The organism is Streptomyces sp. NPDC017936 (assembly GCF_044328485.1).
Lineage (GTDB): Bacteria > Actinomycetota > Actinomycetes > Streptomycetales > Streptomycetaceae > Streptomyces.
Genome location: NZ_JBIRHK010000027.1, coordinates 36,923 through 57,648, shown reverse-complemented (window position 1 = coordinate 57,648; position 20,726 = coordinate 36,923). Strand labels below are relative to the sequence as shown.

Genomic DNA, 20,726 nt, shown 5'->3' with positions numbered 1-20,726 from the left:
GGGTCAGCTCCTTACGAGGGGGGAGGCGGCGGGGGCCGGGACGCGCTCGGCGAGCGGCCGCACGGGCGCGATCGCCTCCGGGGGCTCGCCGAGCAGCACCCGGCGCACCACGCGCTCGGCGGCCCGGCCGTCGTCGAACTGGCAGAAGCGGGCGCGGAACGCGGCGCGCAGCGCGGCCGACGCGCCGTCCGCGTACGAGCCGTCGCGGAACACCCGCGCCAGCTCCTCGGGCGTGCGGGCGACGGGTCCGGGCGGGGCCGCCATCAGGTCGAAGCAGACGCCGCGCGTCTCGGTGTAGACGTCCCAGTCGTCGGCGTACACGACGATCGGACGGTCCAGGTTGGCGTAGTCGAACATGATGGACGAGTAGTCCGTGACCAGCGCGTCGGCGGCGAGGCAGACGTCCTCGGCGGAGTGATGCCCGGTGACGTCGAGGATCCGGCCGGTACCGCGCCGGGTGCCCCGGTCGTAGAAGTAGTGGGCGCGCAGCAGGACGACGACGTCCTCGCCGGCCGCCTCGCAGAAGGCCTCCAGGTCCAGGCCCGTCTCGAAGCCGGTCCGGTAGTCGCGGTGGGTGGGCGCGTAGAGGACGGCCGTGCTGCCCTCGGGGACGCCCAGCTCCCGCCGGACGCGGGCCACGTCGTCCGCGGTCGCCGTGTAGAAGACGTCGTTGCGCGGATAGCCGTACTCCAGGTGTTCGTACGCGCCGGGGAAGGCGCGTTCCCACACCTGGGTGGAGTGGGCGTTGGAGGAGAGGTTGTGGTCCCAGCGGTCCACCCGCCCCAGCAGCTTGGTGAAGGAGCCGGTCGCGGCGGCCACCACCGGGTACGTCGACTGGTCGACGCCCATCTTCTTCAGCGGGGTGCCGTGCTGGGTCTGCACGTGGACGCTGCCCTCGCGCTTGACCACGCCCTCCGCGAAGTTGGCGTTGTTGACCAGGTACTTGGCGCGGGCCAGCACCTGCCAGGAGCGGCGGCTGCCGAGGACGGCGTGGTCGACGCCGTCGGGCACGGCGTGCGCCCGGCCGGGCTCGACGAGGAACACGGAGCGGATGTGCGGGGCGAGTTCGGCGGCCTTGGCGTGGATCGCGGCCGGGTTGCAGGCGTACCCGCGTCCCCAGTAGGCGCAGTACACGGCCAGACGGGGGTCGATACGGCGGCGCAGCTGGATCCGGTAGTACAGGCGCGTGCGCAGTCCCCGGGGGCGCGGGACGCGCCGGGCGGCCGCCGACGCCGCCCGGTTGGCTCCCAGCAGCGCGCGGAACGCCGAGTACGCCCCCGCCGCCAGCAGCCGGTGCTGCACCCCCGGTTTCCCGCCCGGCGCGCGGAAACCGGCCGGCCGGTGGCCGCGGTAGAGCCGGCTCGCCCGGCGGAAGAAGGCCCGGCGCAGGGATCCGGGCAGCCGCGCCGGGTGCGCGGCCGTCTTCAGGACGGCGGCGAAGAGCTGTTCGAACAGCGGCCCCGACCGGCCGGCCGGCAACGCCAGGCCGGCCGCCTGCGTCAGCACCAGCTCCGTCTGGTCCAGCAGGTCGGCGTGGTGCCCGCCCGGCAGGTTGAGCCGGCTGCCCTGCCGCCGCAGCAGGTGCCGTACGACGACCCGGCGCAGCACCGCGATCCGCTCGGCGCGCAGGGTGACCAGGCCGCCGAAGCCGACGTCCGTGTGCAGGCCCGCGGGGAAGGCGAGCGTGTGCCCGGTGAGGAAGGCCCGCCGGTGGACCGCGCTCCACGCCGGCAGCCGCACGCCGGTCACCTGCGGGGCCTCGGCCGGCGCGAAGGCGCCCTCGGGGGCCCCCGCCAGCAGCGGGGCGGCCGGGTTGGCCGGCTCGCCCTCCCACCAGGGGACGCGCTCGTGCTCCGTGTACAGGACGTCGACCTCGCCGGTCTCGGCCAGTCGCGCGTCCACGGCGGTCAGCGCGCCGGGGGCGAGCGTGTCGTCGCCGTCGAGGAACAGCACGTACGCGCCGGTCGCCGCCCGCAGCCCCGCGTTGCGCGCCCCGGCGAGGCCCGCCGACGGCGGCGAGTGCACGGGGGCCACCCGGGGGTCCCGCGCGGCGTGTCCGGCGGCGACGGCCGCGGCCGGGGCGTCCGGCGCGTCGCAGACCGGGATCAGCTCGAAGTCGCCGAAGGACTGGGCGAGGACCGAGTCCAGCGCCTGGGACAGCCGGCCGGCGACCCCGTGCGAGGGGACGATGATGCTGAAGCGGGGCATTGCGCTCTTTCTGCGTCGAGGGGGCCCGGCGCCGCCGTCCCCTCTGCCCGCCGGGCGGCCGCGGGGGAGCGGCGGGGCCCTCAGCGGTGTTCGGTGACGGTGACGGGGCCGGACGGCTGCGGCACGGTGGTGAGCGAGGGGCGCGCGAGCGCCGTCCCCGACGACGGCGCCGGCCGGCGCTCGGCGAGCGGCACGACCGGCGGCTGGTCCGTCTCGCCCAGCACGACGTGCCGGACGACGCGCTCGGCGGCCCGTCCGTCGTCGTACGGGCAGAACCGCTCGCGGAAGGCCGCGCGCAGCCGGGCCGAGCGCGAGTCGCGCCACTGGCCGGTGGTGAAGACGTCGACCAGCTCGTCCTCGGAGCGGGCGACCGGGCCCGGCGGGAAGGTCCGCAGGTCGAAGTAGGTGCCGCGGACCGCCTCGTAGGCCGCCCGGTCGTCGTCGGCGGCGTGGACGACGATCGGCCGGTCGAGGTTGGCGTAGTCGAACATGATCGACGAGTAGTCGGTGACCAGGGCGTCCGAGGCCAGGCAGAGGGACTCGACGCTGGGGTGGTCGGTGACGTCGAGGACCCGGCCGCCGCGGGGCAGCGCGGCGGGCTGTCCGTAGTGGGCGCGGGCCAGGAGCACGAAGCGCGGGCCCAGGCGCCGCAGGACGCGTTCCAGGTCGAGCGGGGGGCGCTGGGTGCGGAGGTGGTCGCGGTGGGTGGGCGCGTAGAGGACGGCCACCGTGTCGCGGGGGATGCCGAGGGCGTCGCGCAGGCGGGCCACGTCCGCGGCCGTCGCCTGCTGGAACACGTCGTTGCGGGGGTAGCCGTACTCCAGCGTGGTGTAGCCGCCGGGGTAGGCGCGCTCCCAGGTCAGGGTGGTGTGGCGGTTGGCGGACAGGAGGTAGTCCCACTTGTCGACGCCCCGCAGCAGCTCCTCGAAGTCCATGCCGCGGGCGGCCGCCGGGTGCTCCCGGAGGTCGAGGCCCATGTGCTTGAGCGGGGTGCCGTGCTGGGTCTGCACGAAGACCTGGCCGGGGCGCTTGACCAGCCGGCGGTCGAAGTTGACGTTGTTCACGAGGTACTTGGAGCGGGCCAGCGCCGTCCAGTAGGCGGCGGTCCCGGGGCGCAGGGGCCGCGGGCCCGGCGGGATGGTGTGCCGGTGCTCGGGGCGGGCGATCCACGCCGTGCGCACCTGCGGGGCGTGGGCGCGGAACGCGGCTTCCAGCGCGCCCGGGTTGCAGCCGTGGCCGCGCCCCCAGTAGGCGGCGAAGACGGCCCGGTCGGCGCGCAGCGGGAGCCGCAGCTGGATCCGGTAGTGCGCCTGCAGCAGACCGGCGCGCAGGGCGCGGGTGAGCGCGGCGGCGAGCTCGAGCGCGCGGTGGTGCAGGGCCACGGCCGCCAGGAGGGCGCGGTAGGTGCGGTGCAGGCCGAGCCGGACGAGGGCGTGGCGGACCCGGGAGCGCGGCGGGACGGGCGCGCCGGGGGTGCGGTAGCGGCGGTAGTGGGCGCGGGCCCGGCGCAGGAACTCGGCGCGCGTGCCGCGCGGCAGCCGGCCCGGCCGGGTGAACACGGTCGTCAGGTGGTCCACCATGCGGCGGAACAGCACCGCCCGCCACCGGGCGAGTTCGGGCCGCTCGTCGAGGAACGCGAAGACCCGGTCGTACTGGTCGAAGACGTCGAAGTGCCGGCGGCTGGTGGTGGACAGGATGCTGCCCCGGCGGCGCTGCCGGTAGTGCACGCAGACCCGGTCCAGGGTCGCGAGGGAGTCGGCGGTCATCAGCGCCGGGTACGTCCAGGCGGCGTCCTCGTAGAAGCCGGGCGGGAAGGCCAGGCCGGTGCGGGTGAGGAAGTCCCGCCGGTAGGCCTTGTTCCAGGCCACCATCAGCACCCTGAGCAGGCCCGGCCGGTCCTCCAGGCGGAAGGGCGCCGGGCCCTGCTCGCCGAGCTGCGCGGCGAACTTGTCGCGCTCCGTCTCGCCCGTCCACCGCGTGACCGCGTAGTCGTAGACCAGGACGTCCGGCTCGCCGGTCTCCTTCAGCCGGTCGGCGATCGCCTGCAGCGCGTCCGGGACGAGCGTGTCGTCGGAGTCCAGGAACAGCACGTAGTCGCCGGTCGCCTGCGCCAGGCCCGCGTTGCGCGCCGGCCCCAGCCCGACGTTCTCCGGCAGGTGCAGCGGGCGCACCCGCGGGTCGCGCCCCGCGAACTCGTCGATGATCTCGCCGCAGGCGTCCGGTGAACGGTCGTCGACGGCGATCACCTCGAGATCGGCGTACGACTGGGACAGCACCGATGCGAGGCACTCGTGCAGATACGCCTGCACCTTGTACGCGGGGACGATGACACTGAACCTGGGCAAGGGACATCCATGGGTCGGCGCGGACGACAGGGCCTGGCCCGGCAACGGCCGATGGAGTGACTTGGTTACGTTCGCCTACGGCATCCGGGGGACACGGGGTGAACGCGTGGGGGCGGGCGGGTGACGGCCCACCCCCCTTGCGGTGCCGCCTACTTGACCGCGCCGGCCATCACGCCGGACACGAACTGCCGCTGGAACGCGAAGAACACGGCCAGCGGGACCACCATCGAGATGAACGCGCCGGGCGCCAGCACGTCGATGTTGTTGCCGAACTGCCGTACCTGCGTCTGCAGGGCGACCGTGACGGGCTGGCTGCCGGCGTCGGTGAACACCAGCGCGACCAGCATGTCGTTCCAGACCCACAGGAACTGGAAGATGCCCAGGCTCGCGATCGCCGGGCCGCCCAGCGGCATCACGACCCGGACGAACAGCCGCAGTTCGCCCGCGCCGTCCAGGCGGGCCGCCTCCAGCAGTTCGCGCGGGATCTCCGCGAAGAAGTTCCGCAGCAGGAACACCGCGAACGGCAGGCCGAAGCCCACGTGGAACAGGACCACGCCCAGGACGGAGCCGAACAGGCCGATCCCGCCGAACAGTTCGGCGATCGGGATCAGCGCCACCTGCACGGGCACCACCAGCAGGCCGACCACGCCCAGGAACCACCAGTCCCGGCCCGGGAACTCCATCCACGCGAACGCGTAGCCGGCGAGCGAGCCGATGACCACGACCAGGACCGTCGCGGGCACCGTGATCAGCACGGTGTTGACGAGCGAGTCCGTGATGTCGCCGTTCTCCAGCAGCTTCCGGTAGCTGTCCACGGTCAGCCGGGACGGCTCCGAGAACACCGTCCACCAGCCGCTCGCGCTCAGGTCCTCCGGCGAGCGCAGCGAGGAGATCAGCAGACCGATGGTCGGCACCAGCCAGAACATCGCGACGACGACCAGGAACGCCCGGACCAGGCCGCCGCCCAGCTTCTCGACGATCCGCGCGGCCGGCGACCGCTTCGCCCGCACGGTCTCGGCGGAGGTCTTCATCGCCGCACCTCCCGCCTGAGCCTGCGGATGTTGAACCACATCACCGGGATCACCAGCAGCAGCAGGAACACCGCGATGGCGCTGGCGATGCCGGGCTGGTCCTCGGAGAAGCCCTTGCGGTACAGCTCCAGGGCGAGCACGTTCGCGTCGTCCTGGGAGGAGCCGGGGGCGATGATGAAGACCAGGTCGAACACCTTCAGGACGTTGATCATCAGGGTGACGACGACGACCGCGAGGACCGGCGCGAGCAGCGGCACGGTGACCCGGCGGAACACCTGCCACTCGTTCGCCCCGTCGACCCGTGCCGCCTCCAGCAGCTCCCGCGGCACGCCCGCCAGCCCGGCCGCGATCAGCACCATCGCGAATCCCGCCCACATCCAGATGTACGAGCCGATGATCGCCGGGGTGACCAGCGACGGGCCGAGCCAGTCCAGCCCGTTGTACGGCGCCGCGAAGTTGCTCGCCGGCAGCCGCAGCCGGGCCCCGTCGGCCTCCTCGGGGAGCGTGAAGGTGCCGTCGCCCGCGGCCTTCGTCGACGCGACGACCTCGCCGTCCTTGACCGCCTCGATCCGCATCCCCGCGTAGCCCAGCTCGGACGGGTCGGGGGCGCCGAGCGTGCCGACGCCCTTGCCGCGGGTGAAGTCCTGCCAGGTCGTGCCCGTGACCCTGCCCGGCTCGGGCCGCGCCTGCACGGCCTTCCTCGCGCCGTCGGGCATCTGGTCGGGGGCGACGCCGACCAGGGGCAGGGCGACCGGATCGCCGGCGCGGACGGGCTCCTCGGTGATGAAGGCACCGCCCTTCTCGGGCTCCAGCGGCGACTGGCGGCCCGGGTGGGCCTTCGGGAACGCCGACGCCTGCGCGAAGGTGTCGTGCACGCCGACCCAGACCGCGTTCGCGACGCCCTTGTCCGGGTCCTGGTCGTAGACCAGCCGGAAGATGATCCCGGCGGCGAGCATCGAGATCGCCATCGGCATGAAGACGACCAGCTTGAACGCCGTGCCCCAGCGCACCCGTTCGGTCAGCACCGCGAAGACCAGACCGAGCGCGGTCGCGACCGTCGGCGCGAACACCACCCAGATCACGTTGTTCTTCAGTGCCGTGCGGATGCCGTCGTCGGTGAACAGGGCCCGGTAGTTGTCGAGACCGGCGAAGCCGTCGCCGGACTGGTCGGAGAAACTGCGCACGACCGAGTACCCGATCGGGTAGACCACGAGCGCGCCCAGCAGCACCAGGGCCGGCAGCAGGAACAGCGCTGCCACCGTCCGGCGGGTGCCGGTCACGCTCCCGCGCGAGCGAGGAGGGGCGGGGGCCTTCGCGGCCCCCGCCGCCGTGTTCGACGCCATCGCCGGGTCAGTTCCCGTACGCCGCCGCCGCGTCCGACTCCAGTTTCGCCTGGATGCCGGCCACGTCCGTCGGGTTCTTCAGGAAGTCCTGGAGGTCCTTCCACTCGCCCTTGCCGGGCGTGCCGCCGAAGGCCTGCGGGGCCTGGTCCGACATGTCGAAGCGGAAGTCGTCGCCCGCCGCGATCAGCGACTCGGCGATCTTGCGCTGCACGTCGTTCGGGTAGACGGAGAGGTCGAGGTTCTTGTTCGGCGAGAGGTAGCCGCCGAGCTTCGCGTGGACGGCCGCCGCGTCCGGGGAGGCGAGGAAGGTCGCCAGCGCCTGGGCGCCCTCGGAGTCCTCGAGGATCACCGCCGCGTCGCCGCCGGAGACCACGGGCGCGGTGTCGCCGACCTTCGGGAACGGGAACACCTTCGCGTCCGTCCCGACCTTCGCGCCCGCCTGGACGATGTTGACCTGCGCGAAGTCGCCCTCGTAGACCATGCCGGCCTTCGGCTGGTCGCCGCCGGTGAAGGTCTGCGTCACCGAGGCCGGGAAGTCCGTCTGCAGCGCGCCGGTCGCGCCGCCCGCGACGTAGTCCTTCTTGCCCCAGACCTGCGCGAGCGTGGTCAGCGCCTCCTTCACGGACGGGTCGGTCCACTTGATCTCGTGCTTCGCGAGCTGGTCGTACTTCTCCGGGCCCGCCTGGGAGAGGTAGACGTTCTCGAACCAGTCGGTCAGGGTCCAGCCCTCGGCGCCGCCCACCGAGAACGGCGTGACACCGGAGTCGTAGACCGTCTGGGCGGTGGTGAGGAGTTCGTCCCAGGTCTTGGGCTCGGCGGCCCCCGCGTTCTCGAAGACCTGGGCGTTGTACCAGACCAGCGACTTGTTGGCGGCCTTGTAGTAGACGCCGTACTGCTTGCCGCCGACCTTGCCGATGTCCTGCCAGCCCTGGGAGTAGTTCTTCTGCAGCTCCTTCAGGGCGGCGGCGCCGAGCGGCTTGGCCCACCCCTTGTCCACGGCCTGCTTGATGGCGCCCGGCTGCGGAAGCATCGCGACGTCCGGCGGCTGGCCGCCCGCGACCTTCGAACCGAGGAAGTTGATGATCGGGTCCTGCGCCGGCACGAAGGTCACCTTGGCGCCGGTCCGCTTCTCGAACTCCGCGAGAACCTTCTTGAAGTTGGCCTGCTCGGCACCGGTCCAGACGGCGGCGACCTCGAGCGTCGTGCCGTTCAGTTTCGGGAGGGCGAGCGTGCTGCCCGACTCCTTGGCCGGGCTGCTCTCGTCCCCGCCGCTCTTGTCCTCGTCGCCGCCGCACGCGGTGAGCGAGAGCGCGAGGGCTCCCGCGACGAGCGCGGCGGCTGTCTTCACGGTCCTGCGTGTCCGGATGGTGCTGCTGCTCCTGTTGCGCATCACTGCCCCGTTCTGCGTCCTCGTCGAACGTTCGAGCGCTGTCCCGTGGGCACTGGTCTACGCCGGGTGCGAAAGATCGGCAAGTACGCGTGCGGTGTCGAGCGGGAGATCGTGACCGCGTCGTAATTGCCCCGCGCACGGGTGCCGGAGGAGGAGGAAGGCACCGCGCGCGGTGCCGGACAGGGGGCGGTGTCGTACGAGCCGCGGGGGCCGGTCCGCGGGCAGCGCGACCGGTCCGTGGGCAGGGCGACCGGTCCGCGGGCAGGGCGACCGGTCCGCGGGCCGGCGCGAGCGCGCAGAACCGGGGGTTCGCCCCGAGCCGGCAGGGAGGACGGTGGTGCCGGCGGGACCACCCCGCCCAGGAGAGCCGCCCTGCACCGGCGGGGCCGCCGGTGCAGGGGAGGCCGCGGGCACCAGCGGGACTGCCTCGTTCAGGAGAGCCGTCCTGCGCCGACGGGGCCGCCCGGTACCAAGGGGGCCGCCTCCACCGGCGCAGCCGCCCGGGACCAACGGAAGCCGCTTCCACGAGCGGGGCCGCCCCGCGTGGAGCCGGGGAGCCGTCCTACAGCAGCGACGGCACCTGTGCCGCCGACACCTCGCGTGCCGCCCGTTCGAGCGCGCTGGCCAGGAGGGCGAGGTCCGTCGGGCCGTTGCCCAGCTCGCGGACCGGTCTGCGGGCCGGGGGGTCGCCCATGCGCTGCCACTCCAGGGGGACCACCGTGGGGCGCAGGGTCGCCGTGCGCGGGATGCGGCCCGTGACGCGGCCGCCCTGGAAGGGCGTGAGGCGGCCGTCCGCGCTCTGCAGCCGACCGCGGCCGGGTCCCGGCTCGTCGGCGCCGGAGCCGGGGGCGTCCAGGGCGATCCGCAGCGTGGCCTGCCGGGCGGGCTCCGACTCGGCCGTGCGGCCGCCGGGGCCGGCCGCCGCCACCAGGTGCACGCCGAGCCGCTCGCCGTCGCGGGCCACCGCCTCCAGCGCGCGCATCACGGAGCCCGCGGCGGGCCGGCCGGGGGAGCCGAGGGCGGGGGAGACCAGGGCGTCCAGGTCGTCGACGACGACCACCAGGCGCGGCAGCGGCGGCGGCGCCTCCGCCCGCTGCCGCGCCTGCGCCCCGGGGCGCAGGCGCAGGGTCGAACTGGGCGGGGTGTCGAGGTCGGCGGCACCCGCTCCCGGGACGCCGCCCGGCTGCCGCTGCGGCCCGATGCGGCCCGACACCGCCCGGTGGGTGTGCCACTCGGCGAAGTCGGAGCGGCCGAGCAGCTCGGCCCGCCGCTTCAGCTCGGCGCTCAGCGACTGCGCGAACTCCCGCATCCGGACGGGGTCGTTGGCGGTGAGGTGCGTCGTGACGTGCGGTACGTCCGTACAGACGCGCAGACCGTCGCCGTGGCCGTCGGCGCCCTTGCCCACGGTGTCGCGGCCGTCCACGAGGACGATGCCCAGCCGGTCGGGGCGTTCGGCGGCGGCCAGCGAGGCGACGAGCGCGCGCAGCAGCTCGGTGCGGCCGCTGCCGGCCGGGCCCTCGATCAGCAGGTGGGGACCCTCGGCGACCAGGTCCGCGGTGACCGGGCCGCGCGGTCCGGCGCCGAGCACGGCCCAGGCCCGGCCGCCGAGCGCCTCGGTGTCGTCGGCCGCGTCCGCCCAGCGGGCCATCAGGGAGGCCGGGGTCGCCCGGGCCAGGCCCAGTTCGTCGAGGAGCCGGGCCGACTGGGGCAGCGGCGCCGACACACGCGCGGGGCGCCCGCCGCCGCCCGCGCCGTCCGGGCGCAGCGGGGCCAGCGCCCGCGCGAAGCGCTCCGCCCAGGCCGGGGAGACCGCGTCCACCGCGCCGACGGTGCCGTGGCCCACCGGGCCGGGCGGCTCCGCGTCCGCCCCGGCCGGCGCGACCCGCAGCAGCCGCAGCGCGCTCGCCACGTCCCCGCTGAGCAGCGCGACCGCCCCGCACGCGCGGAACGTGGGGGCCGCCGCACAGGCCGCCTCGTACGTCTCCGTGACCGGGGAGGCGGGGGACGCGGCGGGCGTCTCGGCCAGGCACAGGACGTGTATGCCGGCCAGGGGGCCCGCGGTCGCCAGCCGGGCCATCGCCCGGCGCAGGTCGGCGCCGCCGGGGTCGCCGTCCACGACGACCACCGTGTACGGGCCCCGGTAGCCGTCCGGGGCGTCGTCCGTCACCGCCCAGGAGGGGCGGCGGCCACCGGGCCGGGGCGGCGGGACCGGGGCCGTGGCCGCGGTCCCGGCTTCGGCGAGGTGGTCCTCCAGGCGGCGCATGAGCTCGTCGGTGCGGGCCGCGGCCTGGTCGCGGTCGTAGGCGAGGAGGAGACGGCAGTCCTGGCCGTGCCCGGGACGCACGTGCGGGAGCCAGCCCAGCCAGGACCACTCGGCGGCGCGCTCCTCCTCGGAGCGCGTGTGGTCCGCGCTGATCAGGACGATCTCCAGAACGTCCGGGGAGTGCAGCGCGGCGAGCTGGGCCAGCACCGCGCGCGCCAGCCCGGACAGGCGCGGGCGGGGCCCGGCCAGGCCCAGCGCGCCCACCTCGCGCAGCCCCGCCGTCACCGGTACGGCGGGCAGCAGGCCCGAGCCGTCGGGCGCCGCCCGGTCGGCCGTGCCGAGCCGGACCGCGAGGGCCTCCGGGTGGTCCGGGCCGCGTTCCCACAGACGGGGACCGGGGCCCAGCGCGGTCAGCAGCAGCGCGGCCGGGTCCGGCCAGGTGTCCGGCACGCGGGCGGCGTCGGCCGCCGGCGCCGCGGCCGGGCCGGCCGGCGGCTCGACGTGGCTCTCCGGTCCGGCGGCGCCCTGGTCGCCGCCCCGTCCGCCGGTCAGCCGCCGCGCCCACGCGGACAGCCCGCCGCGCCTGCGCAGGCCCTGGGGCACGTCGGTGCCGCGCAGGGGCGTGCCCTTGCGGCGCGAGGCGGCGCCGCTCCCCTCGTCGAGGGGCGGCGCCTCGGGGGCGCCCGCCGGGAACGGCCGGGCGGTGTCGTGCGGGCCGCGGGCCCCGTCCGCCGCGGGGAAGGAGCCGAGCCCCGAGCGGCCGCCGTGGGTTTCCCCGGAGCCGGAGCCGGAGCCGAAACCGGAACCGCCGGCCGTGGGGCGGGGGCCGTTCTCGAGGCGGGGGGCGCCGCCCTGGCCGGGCACCACGGGCGTGGTCCCCGCCGGGCGCGTCCGCTCGCCGCGGGCGGGGGCGGAGCCGCTCCAGGCGACCGTGCCGCGGGCGTGCCCGGTGGGGCCGGAAGGGGCGTCCGGGCCGCCGGGCGTGCGCGGGGGAGGGATGCTCGCGGCGGCGGTGCCGGTGCCGGCGACCGTCCTGGTGGCCGGGCCGGTCCCGGCCGGGTGTCCCGCGGCCGCGCGGCCCGGCGCTCCCGCCGGGCCGTCGCCCGCCCCGCGCGCGGGGGCCGGGTCCGGGACGGGAGCGGCCCCCGCGCAGGACACGCGGACGTGTCCCTCGCCGTCCGGGGTGGTCGTGACCCGGGCCCCCGGTCCCCCGGGCGGAGCGAGCCGCAGCGCGGACTCGCCGACCCGCAGCAGGGCGCCGGGCGCGAACCGCAGGGGGCGGGCCTGGACGGGGGCGCCGTCCAGGGTGGTGCCGTTCGTCGAGCCGAGGTCGGCGACCGTGACGCGGCCGTCGGCGCCGAGCGTCACCGCGCAGTGCAGCCGGGAGACGTCCGGGTCGTCCAGCGGGACGTCGGCGTCGGCGGAACGGCCCACGCGGACCTGCCCGCCGTGCAGCAGGTGGACCCCGCCCGCGTCCGGCCCCGCCACCACGTCCAGCCGGGCCGGGGCGTCGTCGACCTCCGGATGCGGCTCCGGGTCGGCCGGGGCGCCCAGGGACAGCACGGCGCCGTCGACCAGCGGCGGCTCGCCGAGCGTGCAGCGGCCGGCGTCGAGCCGCTCCGCGCCCGCGTACAGCACGGGCTGCGTCCCCCCGGACGGCGCCGCGCCCTCCCCGGAGACCGCCGCGGCCAGGGCGGACGCCACCGCGGCCAGAGCCGTGCCGGCGGGCGCCGTGACCAGCACGTCGCAGCTCGCGGCACGGCCCCGCGCCGCCCATCCCCCCGCGCGAGCGGACTCGGGCGCGGAGGAGGGCGGGCACGTCGGGTCTACGACGGTCAGCCGGATCTGCATCGCCGCCAGCGGTCCCTTCTGCCCGGGCGCGGACTTCCCCCACCCCGCACGAGCACGTCGGCCAGTACTGCACGCATCCTCGCACCTGCCACTGACAACGCGCCCGCCGCCGGGAGACAAGTGATCTTGATTGGTCGGCTCTGCCCGCAAAAGTGCCTGGCGGACGACCCGGCGACGACCGCTTGAGATCGGTCACGTCCGCCCGCGGCAACCAACGGACCGGGGCGAGCGTCTTTCCCCCGAACATGGGCCGGAAGGGGCGCGTAACGGTAGGTGGGACCACAGGAAGACGACAGCCCGGCGCCGGGGACCCGGCACTACAGTGGGTCGGAACAAGTGGGTCGGAACACTGGCAAGCAAGCAGAGACAAGCAGCAGGGAGCGCATGACGTGCGGCCGGTAGGCAGCAAGTACCTGCTCGAGGAGCCGCTCGGACGCGGCGCCACGGGCACCGTCTGGCGAGCCCGCCAGCGCGAGACCGCGGGCGCCGAGGCGGCCGTGCCCGGCCAGCCCGGGGAGACCGTCGCGATCAAGGTCCTCAAGGAGGAGCTCGCGAGCGACCCCGATGTCGTGATGCGCTTCCTGCGCGAGCGCTCCGTGCTGCTGCGCCTGACGCACCCGAACATCGTCCGGGTCCGCGACCTGGTCGTCGAGGGCGACCTGCTGGCGCTGGTCATGGACCTCGTCGAAGGCCCCGACCTGCACCGCTACCTGCGCGAGAACGGCCCCTTCACACCCGTCGGCGCCTCCCTCATGACCGCGCAGGTCGCCGACGCCCTCGCCGCCAGCCACGCCGACGGCGTGGTCCACCGCGACCTGAAGCCGGCCAACGTCCTGCTGACGCAGAACGGCGGGGAGATGCACCCGCTGCTCACCGACTTCGGCATCGCCCGCCTGGCCGACTCCCCGGGCCTGACCCGCACCAGCGAGTTCGTCGGCACGCCCGCGTACGTCGCCCCCGAGTCCGCCGAGGGCCGCCCGCAGACCTCCGCCGTCGACGTCTACGGCGCCGGCATCCTGCTGTACGAGCTGGTCACCGGCCGCCCGCCGTTCTCCGGCAGCTCGGCCCTGGAGGTCCTCCACCAGCACCTGAGCGCCGAGCCGCGCCGCCCGTCCACCGTCCCCGACCCGCTGTGGACGGTCATCGAGCGCTGCCTGCGCAAGAACCCCCAGGAACGCCCCAGCGCCCAGAACCTCGCGCGAGCGCTGCGCGTCGTCGCCGAGGGCATCGGCGTGCACGCGAACTCGATGCAGATCGCCGCCGCCGAAGGCGTGGGCCACCTCCTCGCGCCCGACCCGGCGCCCGCGACCGTGCCCGGCGCGCCGACCGGCGGGTACGACCCGAACGCCGCGACCAGCGTCCTGCCGCACACCTCCGGACCCGGCGGCCCGCCCGGCGCCGCCGACCCCACCGCGGTCCTGCCCCACACCGGGGGCCCGGCGGGCGCCGCCGACCCGACGGCCGTGCTGCCCCACACCGGGGGGCCGGCAGGCGCCGCCGATCCCACCGCCGTGCTGCCGCCGGTGCCGCCCCACCAGGCCGGCGGACAGGGGCCCCAGGGCCGGCAGCCCGAGGAGCCGCACCCCTGGCAGAACCAGCTGCGCGCCGCCCGCGACCGCAACGAGCAGACCCAGGTCCAGTACCTCGACCCCGACGAGGACCCGCTGCGCCGCCGCCCCCAGCGGCAGGTCGCCCGCCCGCAGCAGCAGCCGCGCCCGCAGCAGCCCAGGCCCCAGCAGCGCCCCCAGCAGGGCTACGGCCACCCGCAGCAGCAGCCCCAGCAGTACGCCCCGCAGCAGCAGCCCCAGCCCCGGCGGTACACGCCGCAGCCCCAGCAGCCGCCGCAGCGGCCCGCGCCGGAGCCCCGGCAGCCGCGCGAGCCGAGGCAGCCGCGCGAGCCGAGGCAGCGCAGCGCCAACCCGATGAGGATCCCCGGTCTCGGCTGCCTGAAGGGCTGCCTGTTCACGGTCGTCATCCTCATCGTGGCCGGCTGGCTGGTCTGGGAACTGAGCCCGCTCCAGAGCTGGATCGGCACCGGCAAGGGCTACTGGGAGCAGCTCGGCGACTGGTTCCAGAAGACGAGCGACTGGATCGGCGAACTGGGCGGGACGTCCGGCGACGGCGCCTGACGGACGGGCCGGTCCCACGGGCCGGCCCCGAGGGAACCCGACCGCAGGTCTGTGGATTTGTCGACACCCAGTGGGTGATTTCGGTCTCCGCGGTGAAGGCCGCCCTCCCGGACGCGTAGCTTTGTCGGCAACACGCGTCTGTAGGAGCAGCCTTGGCACGGAAGATCGGCAGCCGGTACACCGCCCACCAGATCCTGGGCAGGGGCAGCGCCGGCACGGTGTGGCTGGGCGACGGGCCGGACGGACCCGTCGCCGTCAAACTGCTGCGCGAGGACCTCGCGTCCGACGAGGAGCTGGTGGGCCGCTTCGTGCAGGAGCGCACCGCCCTGCTCGGCCTGGAGCACCCGAACGTGGTCTCCGTGCGGGACCTGGTGGTCGACGGCAACGACCTGGCGCTGGTCATGGACCTCGTCCGCGGCACGGACCTGCGCACCCGCCTGGACCGCGACCGGCGGCTCGCGCCCGAGGCCGCCGTCGCGATCGTCGCGGACGTCGCCGAGGGGCTCGCCGCCGCGCACGCGGCCGGGGTCGTGCACCGCGACGTGAAGCCGGAGAACATCCTGCTGGACATGCAGGGACCGCTGGGCCCCGGCGGCTCCCACCGCGCCCTGCTGACCGACTTCGGCATCGCCAAGCTGATCGACACCCCGAAGCGGACCCGCGCCACCAAGATCATCGGTACGCCGGACTACCTCGCCCCCGAGATCGTCGAGGGCCTCCCGCCGCGCGCCTCGGTGGACATCTACGCGCTGGCCACGGTCCTGTACGAGCTGCTGGCGGGCTTCACCCCGTTCGGCGGCGGCCACCCGGGCGCGGTCCTGCGCCGTCACGTCACGGAGTCCGTCGCCCCGCTGCCCGGCATCCCCGACGAGCTGTGGCAGCTCCTCGTGCAGTGCCTGGCGAAGGCGCCGGCCTCGCGGCTGCGGGCGTCCGAGCTGGCGGCGCGGCTGCGGGAGCAGCTGCCGGCGCTCGAGGGGATGCCGCCGCTGGACGTGGACGAGCCGGACGCGGAGGCGGCGCGAGAGGGCGAGCCGGCCGAGACGGACCCCGCCGCTCCGGCGCCCGCGCCCGCCGGGCGGGTGCGGCGGGGCTCGGTCCCGCTGGTGCCCGGCGCCCGGCCGGACTCCAACCGGGACACGCACACCTCGATGCGGGTGCCGGCGCCGGACGAGCTGGCGGGCGGCGCGCACGGGACGGCCCGGGTGCCCCGGGCGGCGGGCGCACCGCGGCCCGGCTCGGCCCGCAACCGCGCGTCGGCCCGGCGGCGCCGGATCACGCTCGGTGCGGCGGCGGTCGTGCTGGTGGCGGCCGTGGGGATCGGTACGTGGGCGGCGACCTCCGACGACGACGCGGGGGCGAGCCCCCGGGACACGGAGAGCTCGGCCCCGGCGACGCCCTGACCCGCGGGTCCTCGCCCCGCCGCCCTCGCCCGTCCCGTCCCCCGGGGGCTCCGCCCCTTCGACCCCGCCGGAGGGCTGCCGCTCCCCGGGCCCCCGCCTCGGCCCTGAACGGGCCTCGTCCTCGATCGCCGGACGGGCTGGAACGCACCGGCCCCTCGCCCGGAAGGTGCCCGGGGCGGGCCGAGCGGTGCGGGCCCTCGTGCCCGAGCGAGCCGGGCGGCGGACGGGCACGGGCCGGGGACCGGGGGCGGAGTCCCGGGCGAGGCCCGCGCCGGGGGAGGGGAGCGGGTCGGCCACGGCCGGCGGCGTTCCTCGCCTGGCGGAGCCGTTACGCTGGGAGCGTGGCAGTCGTCGATGTATCCGAAGAGCTGAAGTCCCTCTCCTCGACCATGGAGTCGATCGAGGCCGTTCTGGACCTCGACAAGCTGAGGGCAGACATCGCCGTGCTCGAGGAGCAGGCGGCCGCGCCGTCCCTGTGGGACAACCCGGACGAGGCGCAGAAAATCACCAGCAAGCTGTCCCACCTCCAGGCCGAGGTCAGGAAAGCCGACGTGCTGCGCGGCCGGATCGACGATCTCGCCGTGCTGTTCGAAATGGCCGAGGAGGAGGACGACCCGGACACCCGCGCCGAGGCGGAGGCCGAGCTGGCCGCCGTCCGCAAGGCGCTGGACGAGATGGAGGTCCGGACGCTGCTCAGCGGTGAGTACGACGCCCGCGAGGCGCTCGTGAACATCCGCGCCGAGGCCGGTGGCGTCGACGCCGCCGACTTCGCCGAGAAGCTCCAGCGCATGTACCTGCGCTGGGCCGAGCAGCACGGCTACAAGACCGAGATCTACGAGACCTCGTACGCCGAAGAGGCCGGCATCAAGTCGACCACCTTCGCCGTGCAGGTGCCGTACGCCTACGGCACCCTCTCGGTCGAGCAGGGCACGCACCGGCTGGTGCGCATCTCGCCCTTCGACAACCAGGGGCGCCGCCAGACCTCCTTCGCGGGCGTCGAGGTGCTCCCCGTCGTCGAGCAGTCCGACCACGTCGACATCGACGAGTCCGAGCTGCGCATCGACGTCTACCGGTCCTCGGGCCCGGGCGGTCAGGGCGTGAACACGACCGACTCCGCCGTGCGCATCACGCACCTCCCCACCGGCATCGTCGTCTCCTGCCAGAACGAGCGGTCGCAGATCCAGAACAAGGCGACGGCCATGAACGTCCTCCAGGCGAAGCTGCTGGAGCGGCGCCGGCAGGAGGAGCAGGCCAAGATGGACGCCCTCAAGGGCGACGGCGGCAACTCCTGGGGCAACCAGATGCGTTCGTACGTCCTGCACCCGTACCAGATGGTCAAGGACCTGCGCACCGAGTTCGAGGTCGGCAACCCCGAGGCCGTGTTCAACGGTGAGCTCGACGGGTTCCTGGAAGCCGGAATTCGCTGGCGCAAGCAGCAGGAGAAGTAGGTTTGTCGACAAGGTAACCGCCCCTGGATCAGGGGCGGTTACCTTTTTCTCCGGGTTTTACATCACACTCACAGATTCAACTCCCGGCAAAGCGCGGCGATGTGGACATTACGCGCGCAACGGCCTTGACGTTGCTGTCAAAAATCGGAAGGGTGAAGTGTGGCATGCGTATCTCTGGGGCGCATGTGAACCGGGGGACTTGAGCAACTTCCCAGCTGCCTCCGTAGATCACCGCCCCGCGCGCGGCCTCATCGACGAATCGGCTACTGGGGGTAGCAACCACATGACGAAGAAGACGCGCGTCCGGATCGCGCGCATAGCCGCGGGCGCCGTGATCGCCGCGGGCGCCTCGCTGACGGTGGCGGGTGCCGCCAACGCGGTCGGCGAAGGCGACAGCGGCCTCGTGGAGACGGTCGCGGGCGACGGGGAAGTGAGTACCGCCGACGACCCCATCTGCGACATTGTCGCCAACCCTGACTGCGAGGACCCCGGTGGGGAGAACCCGGGCGGGGAGAACCCCGGTGGGGAGAACCCGGGCGGGGAGAACCCGGGCGGGGAGAACCCCGGTGGGGAGAACCCGGGCGGGGAGAACCCGGGCGGGGAGAACCCGGGCGGGGAGAACCCGGGCGGGGAGAACCCCGGTGGGGAGAACCCGGGCGGGGAGAACCCGGGTAACAACAGCGGCTCGAACAACAACGGCGGCTCCGGCAACTCCGGCGGTTCCAGCTCCACCGGTGGCAGCACCGGCACCACGGGCGGCTCCTCCACCGGCGGCTCCTCCACCGGCGGCACCGGCACCACCCCCGACGGCACCGCCGTCCAGGAGGTCGGCAGCTCCGCGCTGACCGACACCTCGGACTCCGTCTCCGACGCGGCCGCCCAGGGCGGTGGCAAGGAGCTGGCCGAGACCGGTGCCGGCCAGACCACCTTCCTGATCATCGGCGCCGCCACGATGATCGCCGGCGGCATCGGCTTCCGCGTGCTGCCGCGCCTCGTCGAGGGCCGCGGCGCCGCGGCTGCCTGAGGGTAGCCGCGGCCGTACGCACCGTACGCGCTCATGACGAAGGGCCCGGAGCCTGTCGCTCCGGGCCCTTCGGCGTCGTACGGCGCGCGCTACGCGGTCTGGTGCGCCAGCAGCGCCACCGCCGCCACCAGCACCGCCAGCAGCGCGATCAGCGCCATCGGGTTGAGACCCGCGAAGAAGTTCTCCTGCTGCAGCCGCTCGCGGTTCGCGCGGCACACGGGGCACCGGCCCTCGCTCACGGGCGCCGCGCAGTTAGCGCACACCAGCCGGTCGTACGTCATGCGCTCGCCCTCCTCGCACCGGTTCCACGTACACAACGCTCGCGCGGGCGCGAACGTTCCCCCACCCACTGTGCCAGGTTCCTCCGGAGGTTGCGCGGGCGCTTCAGGAAGGGGCTTCCGCCGCATCGCGACCGCGGGTCCGCGGGGGCAGGCCGCGCCGACGCGGCGGAGCCGCACATCGACACGGTCCCGCGCTCCTGCCGGTGCCGTCCTCGGCCCTTTTCACCGGCCGACCGGTATAAATGGGCACAAACTCCACGCAACCGCAACCGGTGACTGCGCGGGCGTACCCGGTTCGCGTATGGTCACGCTCATCTACCCCCGGCGACCCGTGGTGCATCCGTGATCCGATTCGACAACGTCTCCAAGGTCTACCCCAAGCAGAGCCGCCCCGCACTCAGGGATGTGTCCCTCGAGGTGGAGAAGGGCGAGTTCGTGTTCCTCGTGGGGTCGTCCGGCTCCGGCAAGTCCACCTTCCTGCGGCTGATCCTCCGCGAGGAGCGGTGCAGCCACGGCCAGGTGCACGTCCTGGGCAAGGACCTCGCGCGCCTCTCCAACTGGAAGGTGCCGCAGATGCGCCGCCAGCTGGGGACGGTCTTCCAGGACTTCCGGCTCCTTCCGAACAAGACGGTGGCGGAGAACGTCGCCTTCGCGCAGGAGGTCATCGGCAAGTCGCGCGGCGAGATCCGCAAGTCCGTGCCGCAGGTGCTCGACCTCGTCGGGCTCGGCGGCAAGGAGGACCGCAGGCCCGGTGAGCTGTCCGGCGGTGAGCAGCAGCGCGTGGCCATCGCGCGGGCCTTCGTCAACCGGCCCAAGCTGCTGATCGCCGACGAGCCCACCGGCAACCTCGACCCGCAGACCTCCGTCGGCATCATGAAGCTGCTGGACCGGATCAACCGGACCGGCACGACCGTCGTGATGGCCACGCACGACCAGAACATCGTGGACCAGATGCGCAAGCGCGTCATCGAGTTGGAGAAGGGCCGCCTCGTCCGCGACCAGGCACGCGGCGTCTACGGCTACCAGCACTGACCGCGACCGTCCACGGAAAGGCCTGAACAACACGCCATGCGCGCCCAGTTCGTACTGTCGGAGATCGGTGTCGGTCTCCGTCGCAACCTGACGATGACCTTCGCCGTCATCGTCTCCGTCGCCCTGTCGCTCGCCCTGTTCGGCGGGTCGCTCCTGATGAGCGACCAGGTCAGCACGATGAAGGGCTACTGGTACGACAAGGTCAACGTCTCGATCTTCCTCTGCAACAAGAGCGACGCCGAGTCCGACCCCAACTGCGCCAAGGGCGCGGTGACCGAGGACCAGAAGAAGCAGATCAAGTCGGACCTCGACAAGATGTCGGTCGTCGACACGATCACCCACGAGTCGCAGGACGAGGCCTACAAGCACTACAAGGAGCAGTTCGGCGACTCCCCGCTGGCCAGTTCCCTCACGCCGGACCAGATGCAGGAGTCGTACCGCATCAAGCTCAAGGACCCGGAGAAGTACCAGGTCATCGCGACCGCCTTCGACGGGCGGGACGGCGTGCAGTCGGTGCAGGACCAAAAGGGCCTGCTGGACAACCTGTTCGAGCTGCTCAACGGCATGAACTGGGCGGCGCGGGCGGTGATGGCGCTGATGCTCGTCGTCGCGCTGATGCTGATCGTCAACACCGTGCGCGTCTCGGCGTTCAGCCGTCGGCGTGAGACCGGGATCATGCGGCTCGTCGGCGCCTCCGGCTTCTACATCCAGGCGCCGTTCATCGCGGAGGCGGCGGTCGCCGGCCTCATCGGCGGCACGGTCGCGTGCGGATTCCTGGTGATCGCGCGGTACTTCATCATCGACCACGGCCTCGCCCTGTCCGAGAAGCTGAACCTCATCAACTTCATCGGCTGGGACGCCGTGCTGACGAAGCTCCCGCTCATCCTCGCCACCAGCCTGCTGATGCCCGCGCTGGCCGCGTTCTTCGCGCTGCGCAAGTACCTCAAGGTTTGACCGCTCCTCTCCCTCGGCGGGGAGGGG

At 74.3% G+C, this 20,726-nt stretch carries 13 protein-coding genes; 6 read left to right on the top strand and 7 right to left on the bottom strand.

Features of this window, described 5'->3' with window-relative positions:
- Window positions 1-3: 3 nt before the first annotated feature.
- From ACH4F6_RS37410 to ACH4F6_RS37385, 6 genes are all read right to left on the bottom strand, one after another.
- The gene (locus ACH4F6_RS37410) at window positions 4-2,208 is read right to left on the bottom strand and encodes a bifunctional glycosyltransferase family 2 protein/CDP-glycerol:glycerophosphate glycerophosphotransferase (RefSeq protein WP_397964930.1); all 2,205 of its coding nucleotides are present in this window, start codon (window positions 2,206-2,208) and stop codon (window positions 4-6) included.
- An 80-nt stretch (window positions 2,209-2,288) separates the two neighbouring features.
- Window positions 2,289-4,553: a CDP-glycerol glycerophosphotransferase family protein gene (locus tag ACH4F6_RS37405; protein WP_397964929.1), complete on the bottom strand. Its 2,265-nt coding sequence runs from the start codon at window positions 4,551-4,553 to the stop codon at window positions 2,289-2,291.
- Window positions 4,554-4,702: 149 nt separating this feature from the next.
- Window positions 4,703-5,584, bottom strand: coding sequence for a carbohydrate ABC transporter permease (locus ACH4F6_RS37400; RefSeq protein WP_397964928.1), 882 nt, complete (start codon window positions 5,582-5,584; stop codon window positions 4,703-4,705).
- The gene (locus tag ACH4F6_RS37395; protein WP_397964927.1) at window positions 5,581-6,927 is read right to left on the bottom strand and encodes a carbohydrate ABC transporter permease; all 1,347 of its coding nucleotides are present in this window, start codon (window positions 6,925-6,927) and stop codon (window positions 5,581-5,583) included. The genes ACH4F6_RS37400 and ACH4F6_RS37395 overlap by 4 nt, the downstream gene beginning before the upstream one ends.
- Window positions 6,928-6,934: 7 nt before the next feature.
- Window positions 6,935-8,317 carry an ABC transporter substrate-binding protein gene (locus ACH4F6_RS37390; RefSeq protein WP_397964925.1) on the bottom strand — a complete coding sequence of 461 codons (1,383 nt, stop codon included), beginning with the start codon at window positions 8,315-8,317 and terminating at the stop codon, window positions 6,935-6,937.
- Between the two features lie 562 nt (window positions 8,318-8,879).
- Window positions 8,880-12,431, bottom strand: coding sequence for an FHA domain-containing protein (locus ACH4F6_RS37385; RefSeq protein ID WP_397964923.1), 3,552 nt, complete (start codon window positions 12,429-12,431; stop codon window positions 8,880-8,882).
- Window positions 12,432-12,820: 389 nt separating this feature from the next.
- On the opposite strand from ACH4F6_RS37385, the gene ACH4F6_RS37380 reads away from it, so the two are divergent.
- The 4 genes from ACH4F6_RS37380 (at window position 12,821) to ACH4F6_RS37365 (ending at window position 18,432) form a co-directional block, all read left to right on the top strand.
- Window positions 12,821-14,560: a protein kinase gene (locus ACH4F6_RS37380; RefSeq protein WP_397964922.1), complete on the top strand. Its 1,740-nt coding sequence runs from the start codon at window positions 12,821-12,823 to the stop codon at window positions 14,558-14,560.
- 152 nt (window positions 14,561-14,712) lie between these two features.
- On the top strand, window positions 14,713-15,960 hold the full coding sequence (locus tag ACH4F6_RS37375; protein ID WP_397964921.1) for a serine/threonine-protein kinase: 1,248 nt from the start codon (window positions 14,713-14,715) through the stop codon (window positions 15,958-15,960).
- A 341-nt stretch (window positions 15,961-16,301) separates the two neighbouring features.
- Complete coding sequence (prfB, locus tag ACH4F6_RS37370; RefSeq protein WP_397964920.1) at window positions 16,302-17,408, top strand: peptide chain release factor 2; 1,107 nt, start codon at window positions 16,302-16,304, stop codon at window positions 17,406-17,408.
- Window positions 17,409-17,691: 283 nt separating this feature from the next.
- On the top strand, window positions 17,692-18,432 hold the full coding sequence (locus ACH4F6_RS37365) for a hypothetical protein (protein WP_397964919.1): 741 nt from the start codon (window positions 17,692-17,694) through the stop codon (window positions 18,430-18,432).
- Window positions 18,433-18,521: 89 nt separating this feature from the next.
- Here the strand turns inward: ACH4F6_RS37365 and ACH4F6_RS37360 are convergent, their stop codons facing one another.
- On the bottom strand, window positions 18,522-18,713 hold the full coding sequence (locus tag ACH4F6_RS37360; RefSeq protein WP_055639109.1) for a hypothetical protein: 192 nt from the start codon (window positions 18,711-18,713) through the stop codon (window positions 18,522-18,524).
- Window positions 18,714-19,055: 342 nt separating this feature from the next.
- Between ACH4F6_RS37360 and ftsE the strand changes: the two genes are divergently transcribed.
- Window positions 19,056-19,745 carry a cell division ATP-binding protein FtsE gene (gene ftsE / locus ACH4F6_RS37355; RefSeq protein WP_397964918.1) on the top strand — a complete coding sequence of 230 codons (690 nt, stop codon included), beginning with the start codon at window positions 19,056-19,058 and terminating at the stop codon, window positions 19,743-19,745.
- 36 nt (window positions 19,746-19,781) lie between these two features.
- Window positions 19,782-20,699: a permease-like cell division protein FtsX gene (gene ftsX / locus ACH4F6_RS37350; RefSeq protein WP_397964917.1), complete on the top strand. Its 918-nt coding sequence runs from the start codon at window positions 19,782-19,784 to the stop codon at window positions 20,697-20,699.
- Window positions 20,700-20,726 lie beyond the last annotated feature (27 nt).